Genomic DNA, 19,701 nt, shown 5'->3' with positions numbered 1-19,701 from the left:
GGTGCCGTCGTGTCGGTGGCTCAGCCTAGACTCAGAGGGCCATGACCGAAGCCCCACTCATCGTCCCCGGATCCGTCGGCCCACGCTCCACAGGGGCGCAGGGGCAAGACGATCTGCTCGCCGGCCTCAACCCTCAGCAGCTCGAGGCTGTGACCTATCGCGGCCCCGCTCTGCTCATCGTGGCGGGTGCGGGTTCGGGCAAGACCAGCGTGCTCACGCGCCGCATCGCGTCGCTCCTGAGGTCGCGAGAGGCCTGGCCGAGCCAGATCCTGGCGATCACCTTCACCAACAAGGCCGCCGGCGAGATGCGCGAGCGCGTCGAGGGGATCGTCGGCGAGGCGGCGAAGGGCATGTGGATCTCGACGTTCCATTCCGCGTGCGTCCGCATCCTGCGCCGCGAGGCCCAGCAGTTCGGCTTCACGAAGTCGTTCACCATCTACGACTCCGGTGATTCGCGCGCGCTCATCAAGCGACTCGTCAAAGAGCACGAGGCCGATGCCTACGGGCTCACCCCTGGAGCGGTCCAGTCCCGGATCTCGAAGCTCAAGAACGAGCTGTCCGACGCCGACGCCTACGCGCGCCAGGCGAACATGTCCGATCCCGCCGAGCGCATCTTCGTCGAGCTCTTCGCCGACTACCAGCGCCAGCTGCAGAAGGCCAACGCCTTCGACTTCGACGATCTGATCGGGCAGACGGTGTACCTGTTCCGCGCCTTCCCGCAGGTCGCCGACACCTACCGCCGTCGATTCCGTCACGTCCTCGTCGACGAGTACCAGGACACCAATCACGCGCAGTACGCGCTGATCCACGAGCTGACGCGACCCGTGACGGGCGAGTCGTCCGACCCGTATGCCTCGAACGGCATGATGATCTTCGAGCCCGACACCGCCCCGGAGCTCGAGGGCGCATCCCTCACCGTGGTCGGTGACTCCGACCAGTCGATCTACGCGTTCCGCGGAGCCGACATCCGCAACATCAGCGAGTTCGAGCGCGACTTCCCCGGCGCGCGCGTCGTGCTGCTCGAGCAGAACTACCGCTCGACGCAGAACATCCTCTCGGCGGCGAATGCCGTGATCGGCAACAACTTCGACCGCAAGGACAAGAAGCTCTGGAGCGACAAGGGCGACGGTGACGCGATCATCGGCTTCACCGGATACTCGCAGCACGACGAGGCGCAGTTCGTCGCCGACGAGGTCGAGTCGCTGCGGCGTTCCGGTATGCCCTACTCGGAGATGGCCGTCTTCTACCGCACCAACTCGCAGTCGCGTGCGCTCGAGGAGATCTTCATCCGCTCCGCGGTGCCGTACAAGATCATGGGCGGCACGAAGTTCTACGAGCGCGCCGAGATCAAAGACGCTCTCGCCTATCTCGTCGCGGTGGCGAATCCCGCCGACGAGATGGCTGTGCGGCGCATCCTGAACAAACCGCGTCGCGGCATCGGCGACGTCTCCGAGTCCGCGATCGCGCGCTTCGCCGATGCGCACGAGATCACCTTCCGTCAGGCTCTGTCGGTGCCGGACCAGCTGGGTTTCGGTCCGAAGATCCAGGCGGGGATCGCCCAGCTCGACGCCGTGCTCGCCGAGGCGACCGAGATCATGCTGCCCGCGTCGGGCGAGCTCCCGCCGCCGACCTCGGTGGCCGACGGGCTGAGCGTCTTGCTGTCGAAGAGCGGGTACCTCGACGCGCTCCGCGCCAGTCGCGACCCGCAGGACGAGGCGCGGGTCGAGAACCTCGACGAGTTCGTAGCGGTGGCCCGGGACTTCGCGCGCAACAACCCCGAGGGCACCATCGTCGACTTCCTCACCGAGGTCGCTCTGGTGTCCGACGCCGATGATCTCGACGACGAGTCGGGCTCCGTCTCGCTGATGACGATGCACACCGCGAAGGGGCTCGAGTACGACGCCGTCTTCGTCACCGGAGTCGAAGAAGACCTGATCCCGCACCGCATCTCGGCCGGTGAACCGGGTGGGCCTCAGGAGGAGCGCCGCCTCTTCTACGTGGGCATCACCCGCGCGCGCAAGCGCCTGCACCTGTCGCTGGCGATGACGAGGGCGCAGTTCGGCGAGGTCACGGTCGCTATGCCGAGTCGGTTCCTGCAGGAGATCCCGGCGGGGCTCATCGACTGGCGCCAGTCGCCGGGCGACGTGAACTCGCGCGGAGGAACGCAGTCTCGCGCGCTGAATGCGCGCCGAGCAGGTGGCTTCGGCGGCTCCGGATCCGGGTCGGGCGACCGCTTCGCGGTCAAGCAGCTCCCCGGACGCGACGCGCTGAAGCCGCTGTCGACGGCCATGGACAAGTTCCCGAACCGTGTCACGGCGAAGATGCGCGACAACGGAGATCTCGAGCTCACCGCCGGCGATCGCATCCGCCACTCCGACTTCGGCGAGGGGCGCGTCGACGCCGTGACCGGCGAAGGGGCCAAGCGCATCGCGCACGTGCGCTTCGACTCCGCCGGTCAGAAGAAGCTCCTCATCAAGGTCGCACCGATCGAGAAGATCTGAGGCGACCTGCGGTTAGGCTGGCTGATATGGCCCTGTTCTCACGCCGCAAGAAGTCCGCAGACGACGTCGTCGCCGACCAGAGCGAGACCCAGCCCGACACCGAGGGTGCCGAGGTCGCGCCCGACGCGGACGCCGCCTCCGTCACGGACGCCGCCTCCGCACCGGATGCCGCCCCCGAGCAGGCCGAGGTCGCACCGACCATCGGCATCTCGGTGCAGGCGTTCCGCGGGGTGGGCGCGCAGGCGGGGCCCGAGGTAGCTCTGCCCGACCCCGACGCCACCGCCGCGGCGCCGTCCGCGACCGCAGGCACTGCGGCGCCGTCGGCTCCTGCGGCAGCACCCGAGCCCGTTCGCCGACTGCCGCTGGCCCCCGCGCTGCCCCCGGAGCAGACCGAGACGGTCGCAGGCATGAAGGACAACGTCCTGCTTCGAGAGTCGCTCAAGGAGATCGAGCAGGGCGCGACGAACGAGCAGCTCCTCGGAGTGCTCCGCCAGGCACTGCAGGGGCACCTCTACATCCGCGTGAACGGCGACGCGCGCGCCCAGATCAGCGAGGGCAAGCCGCTCGCGGTCGCCGTCGTGCGCGATGGCGAGCGTCAGTTCATGCTCGGCTTCAGCTCGGCCGCCGCCGTGCGCGACTCGGTGCAGCTCGAGAAGGACCCGGCGGCGACCTCGGCTGTCGCCCAGCCGGTGACCTCGGTGCTGCAGCAGGTCGTCTCGGGCGACTTCGCCGGTCTGATCGTCGACAACGCGTCAACGCCGCACCGGGTGGTGTTCCCCACCGAGCTGCTGCAGAAGGCTCTCGAGCAGGCCGATGTCGACATGACGGTCAAGTCGCTCATCGCCGCTCCCCGCCAGCAGGACTCGGAGGCGAAGGTGGGCGAGGCGCTCGCCAAGACCCGCATGTGGGTGGCCGTGAACGAAGGCGGCACCGGCGGGCAGGTCGGGATCGCCGAGGCGCAGACGCCCGACGGACGACGGTTCCTGCAGCTCTTCTCGCACCCTCTGGAGGTGCTCGCGCTGGGCCGAGGCGATCGACCGCTCCCGTTCGAGCCTTCGCAGCTCGCCTCGCTGCTCTCGAATCACCTCGACATGGCCGGCGTCATCATCGACCCCGCGGGTCCGAGCATCGTCGTCGAGCGCGACGCGCTCACCTCGGTGCTGATCATGTCGGTCGACGTGGGGGAGTGACCCACTTCCGCACGTCGCAGCCGCGCTCTAGGGTCGGAGCATGGCCTCAGAACGCATCCCCCTGACCGTCTCGGATCCGGATGCCGAGCGCGAGGTCGTGCTGTCCAGCCCGAATCGGGTGATCTGGCCCGACGCGGGGATCACTAAGGCCGAGCTCGCCGAGTACCTGCAGATCGTCAGCGGGCCGTTCCTCGAGGCGAACGGCAACCGGCCCGTCTCGCTCGAGCGGTTCCGTGACGGGATCGGCAGCGACGGCTTCTTCTCGAAGAACCCGCCCCAGGGCACGCCCGAGTACGTCGATGCGGTGACCGTGACGTACAACAGCGGCCGACGGCATCCGCAGATCGTGCTGAACCGGCCGAGCGCGATCGTCTGGGCCGCGCAGATGAACACGATCGTCTTCCATCCGTGGGCCTCGCTCGCCACCGATCCCGACAACCCCGTCGAGCTGAGGATCGACCTCGACCCGCAGCCCGGCACCGACTTCTCCGATGCGATCGTGGCCGCGCACGCCCTGCGCGAGGTGCTGGGCGAGGCAGGACTCGTGGCGTTCGTGAAGACGAGCGGCAACCGCGGTCTGCACGTGTTCGCCCCCATCGAGCCGTCGCACGAGTTCCTCGAGGTCAGGCACGCCGTCATCGCCGCCGGTCGGGAGCTGGAGCGTCGCATGCCCGACCGGGTCACCATGAACTGGTGGAAGGAAGAGCGCGGCGAGCGGATCTTCATCGACTTCAACCAGGCCAATCGCGACCGCACGATGGCCGGGGCGTACAGCCCGCGGGCGCTGCCGGGGGCCACCGTGTCGATGCCGGTGCATTGGGACGAGCTCGACGGTCTCGACCCCGCGCGGTTCACCGTGCGCAGCGTCCCGTCGCGGCTCGAGGAGGTCGGCGACGCCTGGGCGCGGATGCAGCAGAAGCCGGGCCGCATCGACACGCTGCTCGGCTGGTGGCAGCGCGACACCGAGGCCGGGCTGGGGGAGCTGTCGTTCCCGCCGGAGTTCCCCAAGATGCCCGGGGAGCCACCGCGCGTGCAGCCCAGCAAGAAGGTCGCCGCGCACTGGGACGAGAACGGCGACGCCGTCGAGGAGTGAGCGTCAGCCGAGGACGTCGGCGAGGTCGTAGCCGGCGACGGTGTCGAGCTGGTCGTAGGTGCACGAGCGCGCGTCGCGGTCGGGTCGCCAGCGGGCGAACTGCACGGTGTGCCGGAAGCGGGATCCCTCGAGCTGGTCGTAGCGCACCTCGAGCACGCGCTCGGGCCGCAGTCGCACGAACGAGACGTCCTTCGAGCCGCTGAACCGCGAGCGTTCGCCCTCGTCCGTCACCGCAGCACCCACGTCGTCGCGTTCGACGAGCGGGGCGAGCTCGTCGACGAGCTCCCTGCGGCGCGCGTCGCTCCAGGCGGCGACGCCGCCCACCTGCCGCAGCGTTCCGTCGGAGTCGAAGAGGCCGACGAGCAGCGAGCCGACGCCGGATCCCGACTTGTGGATGCGGTAGCCGAGGGCGACGACGTCGGCGGTGCGCGCATGCTTGACCTTGATCAGAGTCCGCTTGCCCGCGGCGTAGGGCTGGTCCAGGGGCTTGGCCACCACACCGTCGAGGCCCGCGCCCTCGAACTCCTGCAGCCAGCGCGCGGCGGTGTCGCGGTCGCGTGTCGTCCGCGTGATGTGCAGGGGATGCGCGACCTCGGACATCAGGGCCTCCAGCCGGGCGCGACGCTCCTCGAACGGCGTGGTGAGCAGGTCCTCGTCGCCCACGGCGAGCAGATCGAAGGCGATGAACATGGCCGGGGTCCGGGTCGCCAGTGTCGCCACCCGCGACGCCGCCGGGTGGATGCGCTGGCTCAGAGCCTCCCAGTCGAGGCGCTGCTCACCGAGCGGTCCCGTGGCGACGACGATCTCACCGTCGAGCAGACACGGCTGCGGCAGGACCCGCGGAACCGCCTCGACGAGCTCGGGGAAGTACCGGGTGAGCGGCTTCGCTCCGCGGGAGCCGATCTCGACGCTGTCTCCGTCCCAGGCGAGCAGGCCGCGGAACCCGTCCCATTTCGGCTCGAACAGCAGACCGCCGGCGGACGTCGCGGGGTCGGGCACCGTCGGCGCCGCCTTCGCCAGCATCGGGGAGGGGATCACGTAGCGCATGGGTCCATCCTGGCGAACGACGTGCCGCGGCAGAAGGGCCTCGGCTCAGCCGAACAGGTCGTCGAGCGTCACGCGCGTGCCGGCGTCTCGCAGCGCGGTGTGTGCGGCGTGCCAGCCGGCCATGCCGTTGACGCCCGGGCCCGGCGGGGTGGAGGCCGAAGCGAGGTAGACGCCCCGCATCGGGGTGCGCCAGGGGGCGGTGCTGAGGATGGGACGCCGGATCGCCTGCGGGATCGTGAACGCGCCGCCGAGGATGTCGCCGCCGATCTCCGACGGGTTGATCGCCTCCCGCGAGGAGGCGGGCACCGAGTGGTGCGCGAGGATCAGGTCGCGGAAGCCGGGCGCGAACCTCTCCATCTGTCGTGTGATGAGTTCGGTGGCGTCGAGATCGGAGCCGTGCGGCACATGGATGTACGCCCACAGCACGGCCTTCCCCTCGGGTGCGCGGGTGGGATCGAAGATCGAGGGCTGCACGGTGAGGGCGTAGGGGCGTTCGCTGACGCGCCCGCGGGCGACCTCGTTCTCGCTCCGCCACACCTCGGCCCTGGTACCGCCGATGTGGACGGTCGGTGCGAGCGCGACCTCGGGGTGGGCCCAGGGGATCGGGCCGTCGAGGGCGAAGTCCACTTTCGCGGCGCCCGGTCCGTAGCGGAAGCCGCGGATCGAGCGCGCGTAGCGGGCGGGGACGTCGGGGTGGGTGAGGGCGAGCCGGGGCGAGGTGTTCAGCATCAGCAGGTCGCCGCGCGACGGGTCGCCCCAGTCGAGTGCATCCAGATCCGTGATGTGGTGCCCGGACTCGACGGACCCGCCGTGCGCCTCGAGATCGGCGACGAGAGCATCCGCGATCTGCTGCGACCCGCCGCGCGGGTACACCCAGCCGCCGGCATGGGCCTCGGCGGCGAGCAGCAGGCCCGCTGCCGCACCGGCGAGAGTGGGGAGCGGTGTCGGAGGATGCGCCAGGACGCCGGCGATCAGCGCGGCGGCCTCATCCGTGCGGAACGTGCGCGCGGCCAGCGCGGTGCCCTGGTCGAGCATCCGCAGTGCGAAGCGCAGAGCGGTCAGCGGGTGACGGGGGATCCGCAGCATCTGATTCCCGGTGAAGTCCGCGACGCCCTCGACGTGCGTGCTGAGCGGTCGCAGGAGGGCCAGCCACGCGCGCTCGTCGACGCCGAGCCCAGACGCTGTGCGCTCGATGTCGCGCCATGCGATGCCCGCCCTGCCGCCGTCGAGAGGATGCGCGTACGAGACGTCCGGATGGATCCACTCGATGCGGTCGGACAGACCGAAGGCCTGGAAGAACGGGGAGGCGACGGCGGAGGGGTGCACCGCCGCGCACACGTCGTGTCGGAAGCCGGGAAGCGTCGATTCGAGGGTGCGGAGACCACCGCCGATCGTGTCGGAGGCCTCGTGGACCCGGACCTCGTATCCCGCGCGGGCGAGGGTCACGGCCGCCGCGAGGCCGTTCGGTCCGGAGCCGATGATCGTCGCGCGTGCCATACCGCCAGTCTTCCACGTCCGGACGTGAGATCCTTGGAGAGATGAATGAAGTCCAGGGGCCTACCCCCACCGGAAACTCCCGCCCATACCGCACCCTCGCCGAAGCGCTCCGCGCACACCGGATCGCAGTGGAGAACCACGAGTTCATCACCGCCATCGCCGACGCCGTCGGCATCTCGTCGTACATCGACCGAGGGCGCTACATCGAGGCGGTCCGCCGAGGTGAGGGCGCCAGCCTGCACATCGGCAAGACCTACACCAACGGCTTCACCGAGGACGAGGTCGTCGTCATCGGTTCGACGCCGCTGCGTCTGCGGGCGAGCGAGGGACGTGCGCCCTACTTCTACGTGACGCACCCGAGCGAGTTCCGTCCGATCGCTCCCGTCAAAGCCAAGCGGTCGACGACTCCTCGTGTCGCGGCGGCCTCGAGCACCCCGCGCACCCCGAAGCCGGCCGAGCGCGACTACGGGGTGTGCGACGTCTGCTTCATGGTGAAGACGCCCGCCGGCGGGTGCGGCTGCGACTGACCCCGGCGCTCACCGCTCCCCGAAGGACACCCCGGTGAGCTCTTCGGAGATGTTCCAGACGCGCGCGGCCGTCGCATCGTCGCGCAGTCGCGAGTAGAGCTTCTGCGCGGCGGGCGCGCCGCCGAGGTGGGCGATGCCCGAGGGCCCGAAGAACTCCCCTCCTCGCACGTCGACGGAGGTCGCGGCGAGGACCGCAGGCAGCGCGGCGCTCTCGGCGGTCCCGAACAGGATCCCGCGCCGCGACAGCGCATCGATGACCCGTCGTGCGGTGGTCTGCGTGGCGCGCCCGAGCTCGGGCTGCGCCGCCAGGAGGTTGGTGGGCGCGACGCCGGGGTGCGACAGCACGCTGGTGATGCCCCATCCGTCCCGGCGACTGCGGCGATCCAGTTCGAGTCCGAACAGGCCGACGGCGATCTTCGACTGGCTGTATGCGCGCATGCTGTCGTACGAGCGCTCCCACTGCAGGTCGTCGTCGTTGAGGGATCCCCGCTCGGCCGCGATGCTGATCTGCGAGACGACGCGGGCCGACCCCGCCCTGAGCAGGGGGAGCAGCCTGCCGACGAGCGCGAAGTGCCCGAGGTGATTCGCCCCGAACTGCAGCTCGAACCCGTCGGCGGTGGTTCGCCGGGTCGGCGGGGTCATCACTCCGGCGTTGTTCACGAGGATGTTGATCGGGGTTCCTTCCCCGGTCAGCGTCTGCGCCAGTGCGGCCACTGAGTCGAGCGATGCGAGATCGAGGTCTCGCAGCGACAGCGACCCCTGCGGCGCCGAGCTTCGGATCCTCTCGATCGCACGCTCGCCCTTCTCGCGGTCGCGGACAGGCATGATCACCTCGGCACCCGCGGCGGCGAGCCGGGCGGCGATGCCGAGTCCGATTCCGTCGCTCGCTCCGGTGATGACGGCCCTGGTGCCGTGGAGGGCGGGAATGGTCAGGTCGGGGGTTCTGCGTGGCATGGTCTCTCCTGTTCGCCGATGCATCGATGCTCCTCCGCTCCGACGATGTGAACCAGGGATCGTCGATCCGTGGATCGCCGAGATGTCGGCTGGTAGAACTGACAGGAGGAGGGGGAGGCGCGCATGACCGTGGACAGACAGGGGCTCGCGGAGTTCCTCCGAGGGCGGCGCGAGGCGCTGCAGCCCGAGGACGTCGGACTGCCGCGGGGGGAGCGGCGCCGCACCAGCGGGCTCCGCCGCGAGGAGGCCGCAGCGCTCAGCCACATGTCCACCGACTACTACGCGCGTCTGGAGCAGGAGCGGGGGCCGCAGCCCTCCGAGCAGATGATCGCGGCGATCGCGCAGGGGCTGCACCTCTCGCTCGCCGAACGCGAGCACCTGTTCGCCCTCGCCGGTCACACGCCGCCGGCCAGAGGCACCGAGAGCGACCATGTGAGCCCGGGGATGCTGCGCATCTTCGACCGTCTGCACGACACCCCCGCCGAGGTCGTCACGGAGCTGGGCGAGACGCTGCGGCAGACGCCGCTCGGAGTCGCGCTGGTCGGCGATCTCTCGCGCTTGCGCGGTCCGGAGCGCAGCATCGGCTACCGGTGGTTCACGGATCCGCGCTTCCGCCTGCTCTATGACGAGGAGGATCGGCCCTTCCTCTCCCGCCTGTGGGTGTCGGGTCTGCGCGAGATCGCGGCCCTGCGGGGACCCGCCTCACGCGCCGCGCGCTACGTCGCGCTGCTGCAGGAGCGCAGCGAGGAGTTCCGCATCCTGTGGGAGGCGCACGAGGTCGGACTGCGCCCCCGAGCGGTGAAGCGCTTCCTGCATCCGGAGCTCGGGCCGATCGAACTCGCGTGCCAGACGCTCGTCGACCCGGTGCAGTCTCATTCGCTGCTCGTGTACACCGCCGCACCGGGAAGCGAGAGCGCCGAGAAGCTGCGGCTCCTCGGGGTCATCGGGGCCGAGCGGTTCGGAGCCGAGCGGCTCTCGGCCGCCGAGCCGCTCGCGCCGCCCCCGGAGGGCTGAGGACCGGGCGGTGCCCCTCCGCTCAGGCGAAGGCGCTCATCCCGGTGATGTCGCGGCCGAGAAGCAGTGCCTGCACGCTCTCGGTGCCCTCGTACGTGTGGATGGCCTCGATGTCCGCCATGTGCTGCATCACGCCGTTCTCGAGCAGGATGCCGTTGCCGCCGAGGAGGTCGCGGGCGATCGACGCCACCCGACGGGCGGCGCGGGTGTTGTGGAACTTCGCCAGTGAGGCCTGCGTGGGGCGCAGTTCCCCTGCGGTCTCGAGGTCGGCGAGGCGGCGGCAGTACAGCTGCATCGCGGTGAGGTCTTCGAGCATGTGGGTCAGCCGCTCCTGCACCATCTGGAACTTCGCGAGAGGCTTGCCGAACTGGATGCGCTCCTTCGAGTAGGCGAGGGCGGCTTCGTAGCACGCGGTCGCATGACCGAGCGCCGACCACGCGACGCCCGAGCGGGTGGCGTAGAGCACGATCGATGCGTCCTTGAAGCTCGTCGTCCCCGGCAGCACGGCGTCCAGCGGCACGCGCACGTCGTCCAGCACGATGTGCGCCTGGTGGATGGCGCGCAGCGAGGCCTTGCCGCGGATCGGGGTCCCCGTGTACCCAGGGGTGTCCTGTTCGACCAGGAAGCACCGGACGGCTCCGTGCTCCGCGGCGGTCTCGTCGTCGACGCGGGCCCAGACGAAGGTGATGCCGCCGGATGCGCCGTTGCCGATCCACTTCTTGGTGCCGCGGATGACCCACTCCTCGCCGTCGCGCCGCGCCACCGTCTCGAGCGAGACGGAGTCCGATCCGTGGTCCGGTTCGGTGAGGGCGAAGGATCCGAACACCGAGCTGTCGGCGAGGGCCGTGAGCCATCTCTGCTGCTGCGCGTCCGAGCCGAAGAGCGCGAGGGTGCGCAGCGCGAGCCCGCCCTGCACGGCGAGCACGGTGCCGAGGGACCCGTCCCCGCGGGAGATCTCCATGTTCACGAGGCCTGCGGCGAGAGGGGAGAGCCGGGTGAGCGACGCGTGCTCGATGCCGTCGACGACGAGGTCCATCTCGCCCATGCGGCGGGCGGCCTCCAGCGGATACTCGGCGCGATCCCAGGCATCGGCCATCTGCGGGCCGACCTCGTCGATGTAGGCCTTCGCGCGATCCCAGGCGGATCTGTCGGCCTCGGGGATGTCGGCGAAGACGGCGTAGTAGTCGCTGTCCTGGCGTCCGGTGATGTCGTACGACGAGACGCTCTCGCCGGGGAAGGGAGATGCTGCGGTGCTCATGGAGACTCCTTCGTGGCACCAAGTATCGTACTCCCCGATACTGGGTTCCACGACTCCCGATATGCGGGTGCCCCGCGTCTGTGAGGGGGCGCGCGTCAGTCGAGCTGCGTGCGCAGCCGGCGGGTGACCTCGGCCACCGGCATCGAGCGCGGGAACACCGCGACGACGAGATCGTCCGCCGCCGCCGCCGCAGAGTCGGCGGGCACGCCGTACCGTCGCCTGACGTCGGCGAGCGCGGTCTGCAGGGTCGACACCGGCACCTTCTTCTTGCCGCGGAGCAGCTGACGCAGCACGTGGTTGTGCACGGCGGTGACGAGCGCCGAGAAGCCCACGGCATCGAGCGGATCGATGCCGGGGAGCGCACTGCGCAGGTAGTCGTCGAACAGTCGCTCGTAGCGGAACACGGTGATGATCTCCCGCTCGCGCAGCACCGGGACCTGGCGCACGATCTGATACCGGCGCCTCGCCATCTCGGGATCGTGCGCGAAGTGCGCGAAGACCGACTCGGATGCCGCGCACACCGCGCCCCACGGATCCTCGTGTCCCTCGGCGAGGAACTCCCGGAGCTTGTCGAGCAGGGCCTCGTGATCCGCGAACACCACGTCCTCCTTGCCGCCGAACTGGCGGAAGAACGTCGATCGGGAGACGCCTGCGGCCTTCGCGATCTGCTCGACCGAGGTCTGGTCGAAGCCCTGTGTCGCGAACAGCTCGAGCGCTGCGGCCACGACGCCGGTGCGCGGTTCTGCGGATTCGTGCATGGGATGAGCCTAGACCTCGACCCCAGCCCGCGCCGTCGCCGCCGTGGAGGGGAGGACGCCGGGAGCGCTCAGGTGCAGGTAGTAGGCTGTGGGACTGGTCGATGTCTCGACATCGAGAGAATTACCAGACAGCAGCCCAGTGAAGGAACCACAGTGGATCTGTACGAGTACCAGGCACGAGACGTTTTCGAGAAGTACGGAGTGCCGGTTCTCGCCGGCATCGTCGCGGACACACCGGAAGAGGTGAGGGCGGCCGCCGAGAAGATCGGTGGAGTGGTCGTCGTCAAGGCTCAGGTGAAGACCGGCGGCCGTGGAAAGGCGGGCGGCGTCAAGGTCGCCAAGACCCCCGATGAGGCCTACGAGGCGGCGAAGGCCATCCTCGGCCTCGACATCAAGGGCCACGTCGTCAAGCGCGTCATGGTCGCGCAGGGCGCACGCATCGCGGAGGAGTTCTACTTCTCCGTGCTGCTCGATCGCGCCAACCGCTCCTACCTGAGCCTGTGCTCGGTCGAGGGCGGCATGGAGATCGAGGAGCTCGCCGTCGAGCGTCCCGAGGCCCTCGCACGCGTCGAGGTCAACCCGCTCACGGGCATCGACAAGGAGAAGGCCGTCGAGATCGCCCGTGCGGCGAACTTCCCGGAGGACCTCGTCGAGAAGGTCTCCGACGTGTTCGTGAAGCTCTTCGACGTCTACAAGGGCGAGGACGCGACGCTCGTCGAGGTCAACCCGCTGGTGCGCACCGAAGAGGGCGACATCATCGCGCTCGACGGCAAGGTCACCCTCGACGACAACGCCTCCGAGATCCGTCACCCCGAGCACGAGGCGCTCGAGGACAAGGACGCCGCCGACCCGCTCGAGGCCAAGGCCAAGGCCTCCGGCCTCAACTACGTGAAGCTCGACGGCGAGGTCGGCATCATCGGCAACGGCGCGGGACTCGTCATGTCGACGCTCGACGTGGTCGCCTACGCCGGTGAGAACCACAACGGCGTGAAGCCCGCCAACTTCCTCGACATCGGCGGCGGAGCCTCGGCCGAGGTCATGGCCGCGGGCCTCGACGTCATCCTCGGCGACCCGCAGGTCAAGAGCGTGTTCGTCAACGTCTTCGGCGGGATCACGGCGTGCGACGCCGTGGCGAACGGCATCAAGGGCGCACTCGAGACGCTGGGCGCCACGGCATCCAAGCCGCTCGTCGTGCGTCTCGACGGCAACCGCGTCGACGAGGGTCGCGCGATCCTGGCCGAGTACGCGCACCCGCTCGTCACCCTGGCCGCCACGATGGACGAGGGCGCCGACAAGGCCGCCGAGCTCGCCAACGCCTGACCCTTCGACAGGCTCAGAGACCGGATTAAAGGAACAGAAAATGTCGATCTACCTCAACAAGGACTCCAAGGTCATCGTCCAGGGCATCACCGGCGGCGAGGGCACCAAGCACACGGCACTCATGCTGAAGGCCGGAACCCAGGTGGTGGGTGGTGTCAACGCCCGCAAGGCCGGCACGACCGTCTCGCACACCGACAAGGACGGCAACGCCGTCGAGCTGCCCGTCTTCGCCTCCGTCGCCGAGGCCATGAAGGAGACCGGCGCCGACGTGTCGATCGCCTTCGTGCCCGGCGCCTTCACCAAGGACGCGATGATCGAGGCCATCGACGCCGAGATCCCGCTGCTCGTCGTCATCACCGAGGGCGTGCCCGTCGGCGACTCGGCCGAGGCCTGGGCGTACGCGCAGAGCAAGGGCAACACGACCCGCATCATCGGGCCGAACTGCCCCGGCATCATCACGCCCGGCGAGGCGCTCGTCGGCATCACGCCGGCGAACATCACCGGCAAGGGCCCGATCGGACTCGTGTCGAAGTCGGGCACCCTGACGTACCAGATGATGTTCGAGCTGCGCGACCTGGGCTTCTCGACCGCCATCGGCATCGGCGGCGACCCGGTCATCGGCACCACGCACATCGACGCGCTCGCCGCGTTCGAGGCCGACCCCGAGACCAAGGCGATCGTGATGATCGGCGAGATCGGTGGAGACGCCGAGGAGCGTGCGGCCGACTACATCAAGGCGCACGTCACCAAGCCCGTCGTCGGCTACGTCGCGGGCTTCACCGCCCCCGAGGGCAAGACCATGGGTCACGCCGGCGCGATCGTCTCCGGTTCCGCCGGTACCGCGCAGGCCAAGAAGGAGGCCCTCGAGGCCGCAGGCGTCAAGGTCGGCAAGACGCCGTCCGAGACCGCCGACCTGATGCGCGCGATCGTCGAAGCGCTCTGATCTGAGCTACGCTTGACATGAAGGCCCCGGACTCCACTCCGGGGCCTTCTTGCATGCCCGGGGTGCGCCGCGCACGTGGCGCGGGCTGCGTCCCGGGGCCGTGAGCCGACGGCATCCTCCGCTCACGGACTCTCCACTCACGGACTCTCCACTCCCGGGGCCAACACTCCGGGGGCCGACACGCCAGATGCCGGACGTCTGCGGCGGTTCGGTCCGAGATCTGGCGTGTCGGCCCCCGGTTGTTGGGGGGTTGGTGGGGTTGGGGTGTTGGGGTGTTGGGGGACTTGGGGTGTTAGGGGTCGGGGGCGGGGTGGTGGACGGGGATTCCTGTCGGTCGCAGAGACGACGAAGGGGCGGATGCCGCACGCATCCGCCCCTTCGCCGTCTGTCGTCGCTCAGGCGACGCCGAACAGCGCCTCGATCGGCCCGCGGGCGAAGAAGATGACGAAGCCGACGCCGACGACCCAGAGCAGCGGGTGGATCGTCTTGGCGCGGCCGGAGAAGGCGTTCACGACGATCCAGCTGACGAAGCCCGCGCCGATGCCGTTGGCGATCGAGTAGGTCATCGGCATCACGGTCGCGGTGAGGAACACCGGGAGCAGCACGCGGAAGTCGCTGAGGTCGATGTTCTTGATCTGCGACAGCATGAGCGCGCCGACGAGGACCAGAGCCGCGGCGGCGACCGCTCCGGGCACGAGGGAGGTCAGAGGCGTGAAGAACATCGCGATCAGGAACATCGCACCGGTGACCACCGTGGCGAGACCGGTGCGCGCGCCCTCGCCGATCCCGGCACCGGACTCGACGAAGACCGTCGCAGACGACGACGAGGTGCCACCACCGGCGATCGCTCCGAGCCCCTCGACGACCAGGGCGGACTTGATGCGGGGGAAGTCGCCCTTCTCGTCCGCCAGGTCGGCCTCCTTTGCGAGACCCGTCATGGTGCCCATGGCGTCGAAGAAGTTGGAGAAGAGCAGGGTGAAGACGAACATCACCAGGGCGACGCCGCTGACCTTGGCGAGGTCGAAGCCGAAGTCGACCTGTCCGACGAGGCTGAGGTCGGGCAGTCCGACGATGGCTCCGGTGAGGCCGAAGTTGAGGCCGAACGGCCAGATGGCGTTGACGATCGCGCCGAGCACGGTGCCGCCGACGAGGGCGATGAGGATCGCTCCCTTCACGCGCAGCGCCATGAGCACGCCGCCGAGCAGCAGGGTGATCACGAACAGCAGGGTCGGCAGCGAGGCCACGGAGCCGCCGATGCCGAGATCGACCGGGGGAGAGGGGTTGTTGGTCGCGGTCACGAAGCCGGCGTTCACGAAGCCGATGAAGGCGATGAACAGGCCGATTCCGACCGTGATCGCCAGCTTGAGCTGCACGGGGACGGCGTCGAAGATCATCTTGCGCAGTCCGGTGGCGGCGAGCAGCACGATGATGACACCGTTGATCATGACCAGCGCCATCGCCTCGGGCCAGGTCACCGTGCCGACGACCGAGAAGGCGAGGAACGCGTTGATGCCCAGCCCCGCGGCGAACGCGAAGGGCAGACGTGTGACGAGACCGAACAGGATGGTCATGACGCCGGCGGTGAGCGCGGTGGATGCGGCGACGGCGGTGCCGGCGAGCGTGTTGCCGTCGACGTCGGGGGTGTTGAGGATCAGCGGGTTGAGGATCACGATGTAGGCCATCGTGACGAAGGTCACCAGGCCGCCTCGGATCTCGGTGCCGATCGTCGATCCGCGTCTGCTGATCTCGAAGAAGCGGTCGAGCGCGTTGGTGGGCTCGGCCTGGGTCGTGGCGGGGGACGGGGCAGTAGTCATCGGGGGAACCTCCGCAGGAGACGATATCGTGTCGCCGGCACCGCGCGCGCCCCCGGGCGAGCGAGGGGATCTCGTCGTAGTCTCGATTCGATATGCAACGCCTCCTCGTCGCGCTCCTCGCCGCCTTCGATGCCGCCATCGCCGCAGCGGTCGGCCTCGTGGTCCTGCTGGCGCCGCTCACCCTCCTGTGGACGCTGTCCTTCGGCATGACCGCGGATTGGGGGGCTCTGTGGCCCCTCACCGGAACGCTGTGGCAGTTCGGGCACGGGGTGCCGCTGGATCTCACGGTGGCAGACGACGTGCTGCGCGCGACGGGCATCGCCCCGCAGGCCGCGAGCTTCGCCCTGTCGGTGACGCCGCTGGCCTTCCTGCTGTTCACGCTGCTGTTCGCCGCGCGTTCGGGGGCGCGCGCGGCGAAGGCCGGAGCCTGGGCGCTGGGTGCGGTGTCCGGCACGGCGGCCTTCGGTCTCATCGCCACCGCCGTGGCGTTCACCGCGCAGATCTCCGCCGCCCGCACCGACCTCGCGCTCTCGATCGTGCTGCCGACCGCCGTCTACCTCGTGGGCGCCGTGTGCGGCAGTGTGCGCATCGCCTGGGAGGACGGCGACGGCGGTCTGCTCGACCGCCTGCACGACGTCGTCGACTCCTGGGGCGACTGGGGACCGGTCGTCGGTGCCTCTGTGCGCGGCACGGCCTTCGCCGTCCTCGGCATGATCGCCGTCTCGGGTGTCGCCGTCGCCGTCATGACCCTGGCACGCGGCAGCGAGGTGGTCGCGCTGTTCCAGGCCGCTCGCGTCGACGCGCTGGGGGCCACGGTGCTCACTCTCGGTCACCTCGCCTATCTGCCCACCATCCTGGTCTGGACGGCGTCCTGGATCGCCGGGCCGGGTTTCGCGGTGGGCGTGGGGACGGCCGTGTCGCCGGCCGGCACGCAGCTCGGCGTCGTCCCCGGCATCCCGATCCTGGGCCTGCTTCCCGAGAACACCTCGATCTGGATGCTCATCGTCGTGATCCTGCCGATCGGCGCGGGCGCTCTCGCCGGGTGGGCGGTGCGTTCCCGGCTCGTGTGGGAGGGCACGCCGCTGACGACAGGACCGCGGGCCGCGATCGCGGTCGGCATCGGCGCGCTCACCGCGGCCGTCGGGGCTGTCGCCGCGGTGCTCGCGAGCGGCTCGATGGGACCCGGACGTCTGGCCGAGGCCGGTCCCGCCGCGGTGCCCTTCGCTCTGGCACTCGGCGGCGAGGTGCTGCTGGGCGCAGCCATCCTCCTGCTCTCGCCGCGGAATCGCGACGAGCTGGCCGAAGAGCGCACCGACCGCTGGGTGGCCGAGATGACCGCCGCGGACCTCAGCTTCGGCGGCCGCGCCGATCCGCCGATCTCAGACACGGTCCCGACCGGTCCCTCCTCCTACGACACCGCGCCCCTGGACGATCTCGGCGGCTTCCGGCCCCCGACGCGGGAGCCCGCCGACCCGCGCGACTGACATACGCGTCGGCGGGTGCGCGGCGCTTCGGTAGACTGGGCGCGTGCTCACGGTCGCCGTTCTCATCTCGGGCACCGGCTCGAACCTTCGCGCCCTCCTCGAGGCCGCTCGTCACCCCGATTTCCCTGCGCGGGTGGTGGTCGTCGGTGCCGACCGCGAGGCCGACGGACTGGTGCATGCGGAGGAGTTCGGCATCCCCAGCTTCACCGTCCCCTGGCACGAGCACGAGTCCCGCGAGGCGTGGGGCGAGGAGCTCGGACGTCAGCTGGCCGTCTGGAACGCCGACCTCGTCGTGCTCAGCGGCCTCATGCGTCTGCTGCCCGCAGGGCTCGTCGCCGATCTCGCGCCGCGTCTGATCAACACGCATCCCGCGTATCTCCCGGAGTTCCCGGGCGCGCACGGAGTGCGGGACGCCCTCGCCGCCGGTGTCACCGAGACCGGCGCCAGCGTGATCGTCGTCGACGACGGCATCGACACCGGACCGATCCTCGCTCAGGAGCGGGTGCCGGTCCTCGACGACGACACCGAGCACACCCTCCACGAGCGCATCAAGCCCGTCGAACGCCGACTCCTCATCGACGTGGTGCGTCGCATCGCCACCGGTGAGCTGTCGCTGACCGCCGCATCCTGAACCGATCCACGCACGCCCCCCTCGCACGAAGGAGCCCATCATGGCCGGCCCCCGCCACGACCACTCGCTGTATCGCGATCGCGACACCGTCCCCGTCCGCCGCGCCCTCGTCTCGGTGAGCGACAAGACCGACCTGCTCGTGCTCGCGAAGGCGCTCGCCGCCGCGGGCGTGCAGATCGTCTCGACCGGGTCGACGGCATCGACCATCCGCGAGGCCGGCTTCGAGGTCACCGACGTGGCCGCGGTCACGGGTGTCGCCGAGATGCTCGACGGCCGCGTCAAGACGCTGCACCCGAAGATCCACGGCGGCCTGCTCGCCGACCTGCGCCTCGAGGACCACGAGCATCAGCTCGCCGACCTCGACATCGAGCCCTTCGAGCTCGTCGTGGTGAACCTCTACCCCTTCGTCGAGACGGTCGCCTCGGGTGCCGAGGGCGACGACGTGGTCGAGCAGATCGACATCGGCGGACCGGCGATGGTGCGCGCGGCGGCGAAGAACCACGCGAACGTCGCGATCGTCGTGTCGCCGCAGTCGTACTCCGGCATCATCTCGGCCATCGAGAACGGGGGCACCACGCTGACGCAGCGACGCGAGCTCGCCGCACGCGCCTTCGCGCACACGGCCGCCTACGACACGGCCGTCGCCGCATGGTTCGCCGAGGGCACGCTGGGCGAGGGCGAGGACCTGCCCACGCACCTCACCATCCAGGCCGAGCGCCTGGCCACGCTGCGCTACGGCGAGAACGCGCACCAGCGCGGCGCGATCTACACGCGCGTCGGCGGACATGGCATCGCGCAGGCCCGCCAGCTGCAGGGCAAGGAGATGTCGTACAACAACTACGTCGATGCGGATGCCGCGCTGCGCGCCGCGTACGACATGGTCAAGCCCGCCGTGGCCATCATCAAGCACGCCAATCCGTGCGGCATCGCCACGACCGCTCCGAACGCGCTGGACCCGATCGCCAGCGCGCATCTGCGCGCCCACGAGTGCGACCCCGTGTCGGCCTACGGCGGCGTGATCGCCGCCAACGGCACCGTCACGCTGAAGATGGCCGAGAACCTCAAGGACATCTTCACCGAGGTCATCGTCGCGCCCTCGTTCGAGCCGGCAGCCCTCGAGGTCTTCAAGGCGAAGAAGAACCTCCGTCTGCTGCAGCTGCCGGAGGACTGGCAGCAGGAGCGCATGGACGTGCGCCTGGTCTCGGGAGGCCTGCTACTGCAGGACGCGGATCGCTTCCCCGACGACATCGTCTCGGTGGCGAAGAACTGGGAGCTCGTCTCGGGTGAGCGCCCCAGCGACGAGGAGATGGAGAACCTCATCTTCGCCTGGAAGGCGTGCCGCGCCGTCAAGTCCAACGCGATCGTGCTGGCGAAGGACAACGCCACGGTCGGCGTCGGCATGGGCCAGGTCAACCGCGTCGACTCGTGCCGCCTCGCGGTCGAGCGTGCGGGCGACCGCGCCGTCGGCTCGGTCGCGTCCTCCGACGCCTTCTTCCCGTTCGCGGACGGCGCCCAGGTGCTCATCGACGCGGGGGTCACGGCGATCGTGCAGCCCGGCGGATCGGTGCGCGATGAAGAGGTCGTGGATGCCGCGCGCAAGGCCGGCGTGACGATGTTCTTCACCGGGGAGCGTCACTTCTTCCACTGAGCCGCGCGGCCGTCGACGACGG

Annotated in this window: 16 protein-coding genes; 10 read left to right on the top strand and 6 right to left on the bottom strand. The window is 69.8% G+C overall.

Going from position 1 to position 19,701, the window contains the following annotated elements; translation table 11 throughout:
• Positions 1-41: 41 nt before the first annotated feature.
• Genes FQ142_RS12915 through ligD form a run of 3 tightly spaced genes read left to right on the top strand, consistent with a single transcriptional unit; the run spans position 42 to position 4,784 of the window.
• Positions 42-2,501 carry an ATP-dependent helicase gene (locus FQ142_RS12915; protein WP_056412138.1) on the top strand — a complete coding sequence of 820 codons (2,460 nt, stop codon included), beginning with the start codon at positions 42-44 and terminating at the stop codon, positions 2,499-2,501.
• A 26-nt stretch (positions 2,502-2,527) separates the two neighbouring features.
• Positions 2,528-3,691 (top strand): SseB family protein, encoded by a 1,164-nt coding sequence (locus FQ142_RS12910; RefSeq protein WP_149423630.1) that lies wholly within the window; start codon positions 2,528-2,530, stop codon positions 3,689-3,691.
• 40 nt (positions 3,692-3,731) lie between these two features.
• On the top strand, positions 3,732-4,784 hold the full coding sequence (ligD, locus tag FQ142_RS12905; RefSeq protein ID WP_149423629.1) for a non-homologous end-joining DNA ligase: 1,053 nt from the start codon (positions 3,732-3,734) through the stop codon (positions 4,782-4,784).
• Positions 4,785-4,787: 3 nt separating this feature from the next.
• On the opposite strand, the gene FQ142_RS12900 is transcribed toward ligD, so the two are convergent.
• Both FQ142_RS12900 and FQ142_RS12895 read right to left on the bottom strand, forming a co-directional pair.
• Positions 4,788-5,831, bottom strand: coding sequence for an ATP-dependent DNA ligase (locus FQ142_RS12900; protein WP_149423628.1), 1,044 nt, complete (start codon positions 5,829-5,831; stop codon positions 4,788-4,790).
• A gap of 45 nt (positions 5,832-5,876) precedes the next feature.
• A complete protein-coding gene (locus FQ142_RS12895) occupies positions 5,877-7,328 on the bottom strand; it encodes a phytoene desaturase family protein (protein WP_149423627.1) in 1,452 nt (483 codons plus the stop codon).
• Between the two features lie 41 nt (positions 7,329-7,369).
• On the opposite strand from FQ142_RS12895, the gene FQ142_RS12890 reads away from it, so the two are divergent.
• Positions 7,370-7,855 (top strand): hypothetical protein, encoded by a 486-nt coding sequence (locus FQ142_RS12890; protein ID WP_149423626.1) that lies wholly within the window; start codon positions 7,370-7,372, stop codon positions 7,853-7,855.
• A gap of 9 nt (positions 7,856-7,864) precedes the next feature.
• On the opposite strand, the gene FQ142_RS12885 is transcribed toward FQ142_RS12890, so the two are convergent.
• Positions 7,865-8,809, bottom strand: a complete 945-nt coding sequence (locus FQ142_RS12885) for an SDR family oxidoreductase (protein WP_149423625.1) — start codon at positions 8,807-8,809, stop codon at positions 7,865-7,867.
• Positions 8,810-8,932: 123 nt separating this feature from the next.
• On the opposite strand from FQ142_RS12885, the gene FQ142_RS12880 reads away from it, so the two are divergent.
• Positions 8,933-9,823 carry a helix-turn-helix transcriptional regulator gene (locus FQ142_RS12880; RefSeq protein WP_149423624.1) on the top strand — a complete coding sequence of 297 codons (891 nt, stop codon included), beginning with the start codon at positions 8,933-8,935 and terminating at the stop codon, positions 9,821-9,823.
• Positions 9,824-9,845: 22 nt separating this feature from the next.
• Here the strand turns inward: FQ142_RS12880 and FQ142_RS12875 are convergent, their stop codons facing one another.
• Both FQ142_RS12875 and FQ142_RS12870 read right to left on the bottom strand, forming a co-directional pair.
• On the bottom strand, positions 9,846-11,081 hold the full coding sequence (locus FQ142_RS12875; RefSeq protein ID WP_149423623.1) for an acyl-CoA dehydrogenase family protein: 1,236 nt from the start codon (positions 11,079-11,081) through the stop codon (positions 9,846-9,848).
• Between the two features lie 95 nt (positions 11,082-11,176).
• The gene (locus FQ142_RS12870; RefSeq protein WP_056412114.1) at positions 11,177-11,839 is read right to left on the bottom strand and encodes a TetR/AcrR family transcriptional regulator; all 663 of its coding nucleotides are present in this window, start codon (positions 11,837-11,839) and stop codon (positions 11,177-11,179) included.
• A 153-nt stretch (positions 11,840-11,992) separates the two neighbouring features.
• Between FQ142_RS12870 and sucC the strand changes: the two genes are divergently transcribed.
• Positions 11,993-13,159 (top strand): ADP-forming succinate--CoA ligase subunit beta, encoded by a 1,167-nt coding sequence (sucC, locus tag FQ142_RS12865; protein WP_045252498.1) that lies wholly within the window; start codon positions 11,993-11,995, stop codon positions 13,157-13,159.
• A 40-nt stretch (positions 13,160-13,199) separates the two neighbouring features.
• Positions 13,200-14,102, top strand: coding sequence for a succinate--CoA ligase subunit alpha (gene sucD / locus FQ142_RS12860; protein WP_045252499.1), 903 nt, complete (start codon positions 13,200-13,202; stop codon positions 14,100-14,102).
• 395 nt (positions 14,103-14,497) lie between these two features.
• Here the strand turns inward: sucD and FQ142_RS12855 are convergent, their stop codons facing one another.
• Positions 14,498-15,916: an NCS2 family permease gene (locus FQ142_RS12855; protein WP_056412109.1), complete on the bottom strand. Its 1,419-nt coding sequence runs from the start codon at positions 15,914-15,916 to the stop codon at positions 14,498-14,500.
• Positions 15,917-16,008: 92 nt separating this feature from the next.
• Between FQ142_RS12855 and FQ142_RS12850 the strand changes: the two genes are divergently transcribed.
• From FQ142_RS12850 to purH, 3 genes are read left to right on the top strand one after another with little or no spacing between them, the layout of a single operon-like run.
• The gene (locus tag FQ142_RS12850) at positions 16,009-17,400 is read left to right on the top strand and encodes a DUF6350 family protein (protein WP_149423622.1); all 1,392 of its coding nucleotides are present in this window, start codon (positions 16,009-16,011) and stop codon (positions 17,398-17,400) included.
• 43 nt (positions 17,401-17,443) lie between these two features.
• On the top strand, positions 17,444-18,031 hold the full coding sequence (gene purN, locus FQ142_RS12845; protein ID WP_149423621.1) for a phosphoribosylglycinamide formyltransferase: 588 nt from the start codon (positions 17,444-17,446) through the stop codon (positions 18,029-18,031).
• 40 nt (positions 18,032-18,071) lie between these two features.
• Positions 18,072-19,679, top strand: coding sequence for a bifunctional phosphoribosylaminoimidazolecarboxamide formyltransferase/IMP cyclohydrolase (purH, locus tag FQ142_RS12840; protein ID WP_045253165.1), 1,608 nt, complete (start codon positions 18,072-18,074; stop codon positions 19,677-19,679).
• Positions 19,680-19,701 lie beyond the last annotated feature (22 nt).

It is taken from the genome of Microbacterium sp. ANT_H45B (assembly GCF_008369345.1).
GTDB lineage: Bacteria > Actinomycetota > Actinomycetes > Actinomycetales > Microbacteriaceae > Microbacterium.
The sequence above is the reverse complement of the archived record's forward strand: the minus strand, read 5'-3'. Positions and strand labels throughout refer to the sequence as shown.

Bases quoted from the DNA above. Each gene is read 5' to 3' on its own strand.
- FQ142_RS12915 (WP_056412138.1), top strand. From the start codon at position 42: ATGACCGAAGCCCCACTCATCGTCCCCGGATCCGTCGGCCCACGCTCC.
- FQ142_RS12910 (WP_149423630.1), top strand. From the start codon at position 2,528: ATGGCCCTGTTCTCACGCCGCAAGAAGTCCGCAGACGACGTCGTCGCC.
- ligD (WP_149423629.1), top strand. From the start codon at position 3,732: ATGGCCTCAGAACGCATCCCCCTGACCGTCTCGGATCCGGATGCCGAG.
- FQ142_RS12900 (WP_149423628.1), bottom strand. From the start codon at position 5,831: ATGCGCTACGTGATCCCCTCCCCGATGCTGGCGAAGGCGGCGCCGACG.
- FQ142_RS12895 (WP_149423627.1), bottom strand. From the start codon at position 7,328: ATGGCACGCGCGACGATCATCGGCTCCGGACCGAACGGCCTCGCGGCG.
- FQ142_RS12890 (WP_149423626.1), top strand. From the start codon at position 7,370: ATGAATGAAGTCCAGGGGCCTACCCCCACCGGAAACTCCCGCCCATAC.
- FQ142_RS12885 (WP_149423625.1), bottom strand. From the start codon at position 8,809: ATGCCACGCAGAACCCCCGACCTGACCATTCCCGCCCTCCACGGCACC.
- FQ142_RS12880 (WP_149423624.1), top strand. From the start codon at position 8,933: ATGACCGTGGACAGACAGGGGCTCGCGGAGTTCCTCCGAGGGCGGCGC.
- FQ142_RS12875 (WP_149423623.1), bottom strand. From the start codon at position 11,081: ATGAGCACCGCAGCATCTCCCTTCCCCGGCGAGAGCGTCTCGTCGTAC.
- FQ142_RS12870 (WP_056412114.1), bottom strand. From the start codon at position 11,839: ATGCACGAATCCGCAGAACCGCGCACCGGCGTCGTGGCCGCAGCGCTC.
- sucD (WP_045252499.1), top strand. From the start codon at position 13,200: ATGTCGATCTACCTCAACAAGGACTCCAAGGTCATCGTCCAGGGCATC.
- FQ142_RS12855 (WP_056412109.1), bottom strand. From the start codon at position 15,916: ATGACTACTGCCCCGTCCCCCGCCACGACCCAGGCCGAGCCCACCAAC.
- FQ142_RS12850 (WP_149423622.1), top strand. From the start codon at position 16,009: ATGCAACGCCTCCTCGTCGCGCTCCTCGCCGCCTTCGATGCCGCCATC.
- purH (WP_045253165.1), top strand. From the start codon at position 18,072: ATGGCCGGCCCCCGCCACGACCACTCGCTGTATCGCGATCGCGACACC.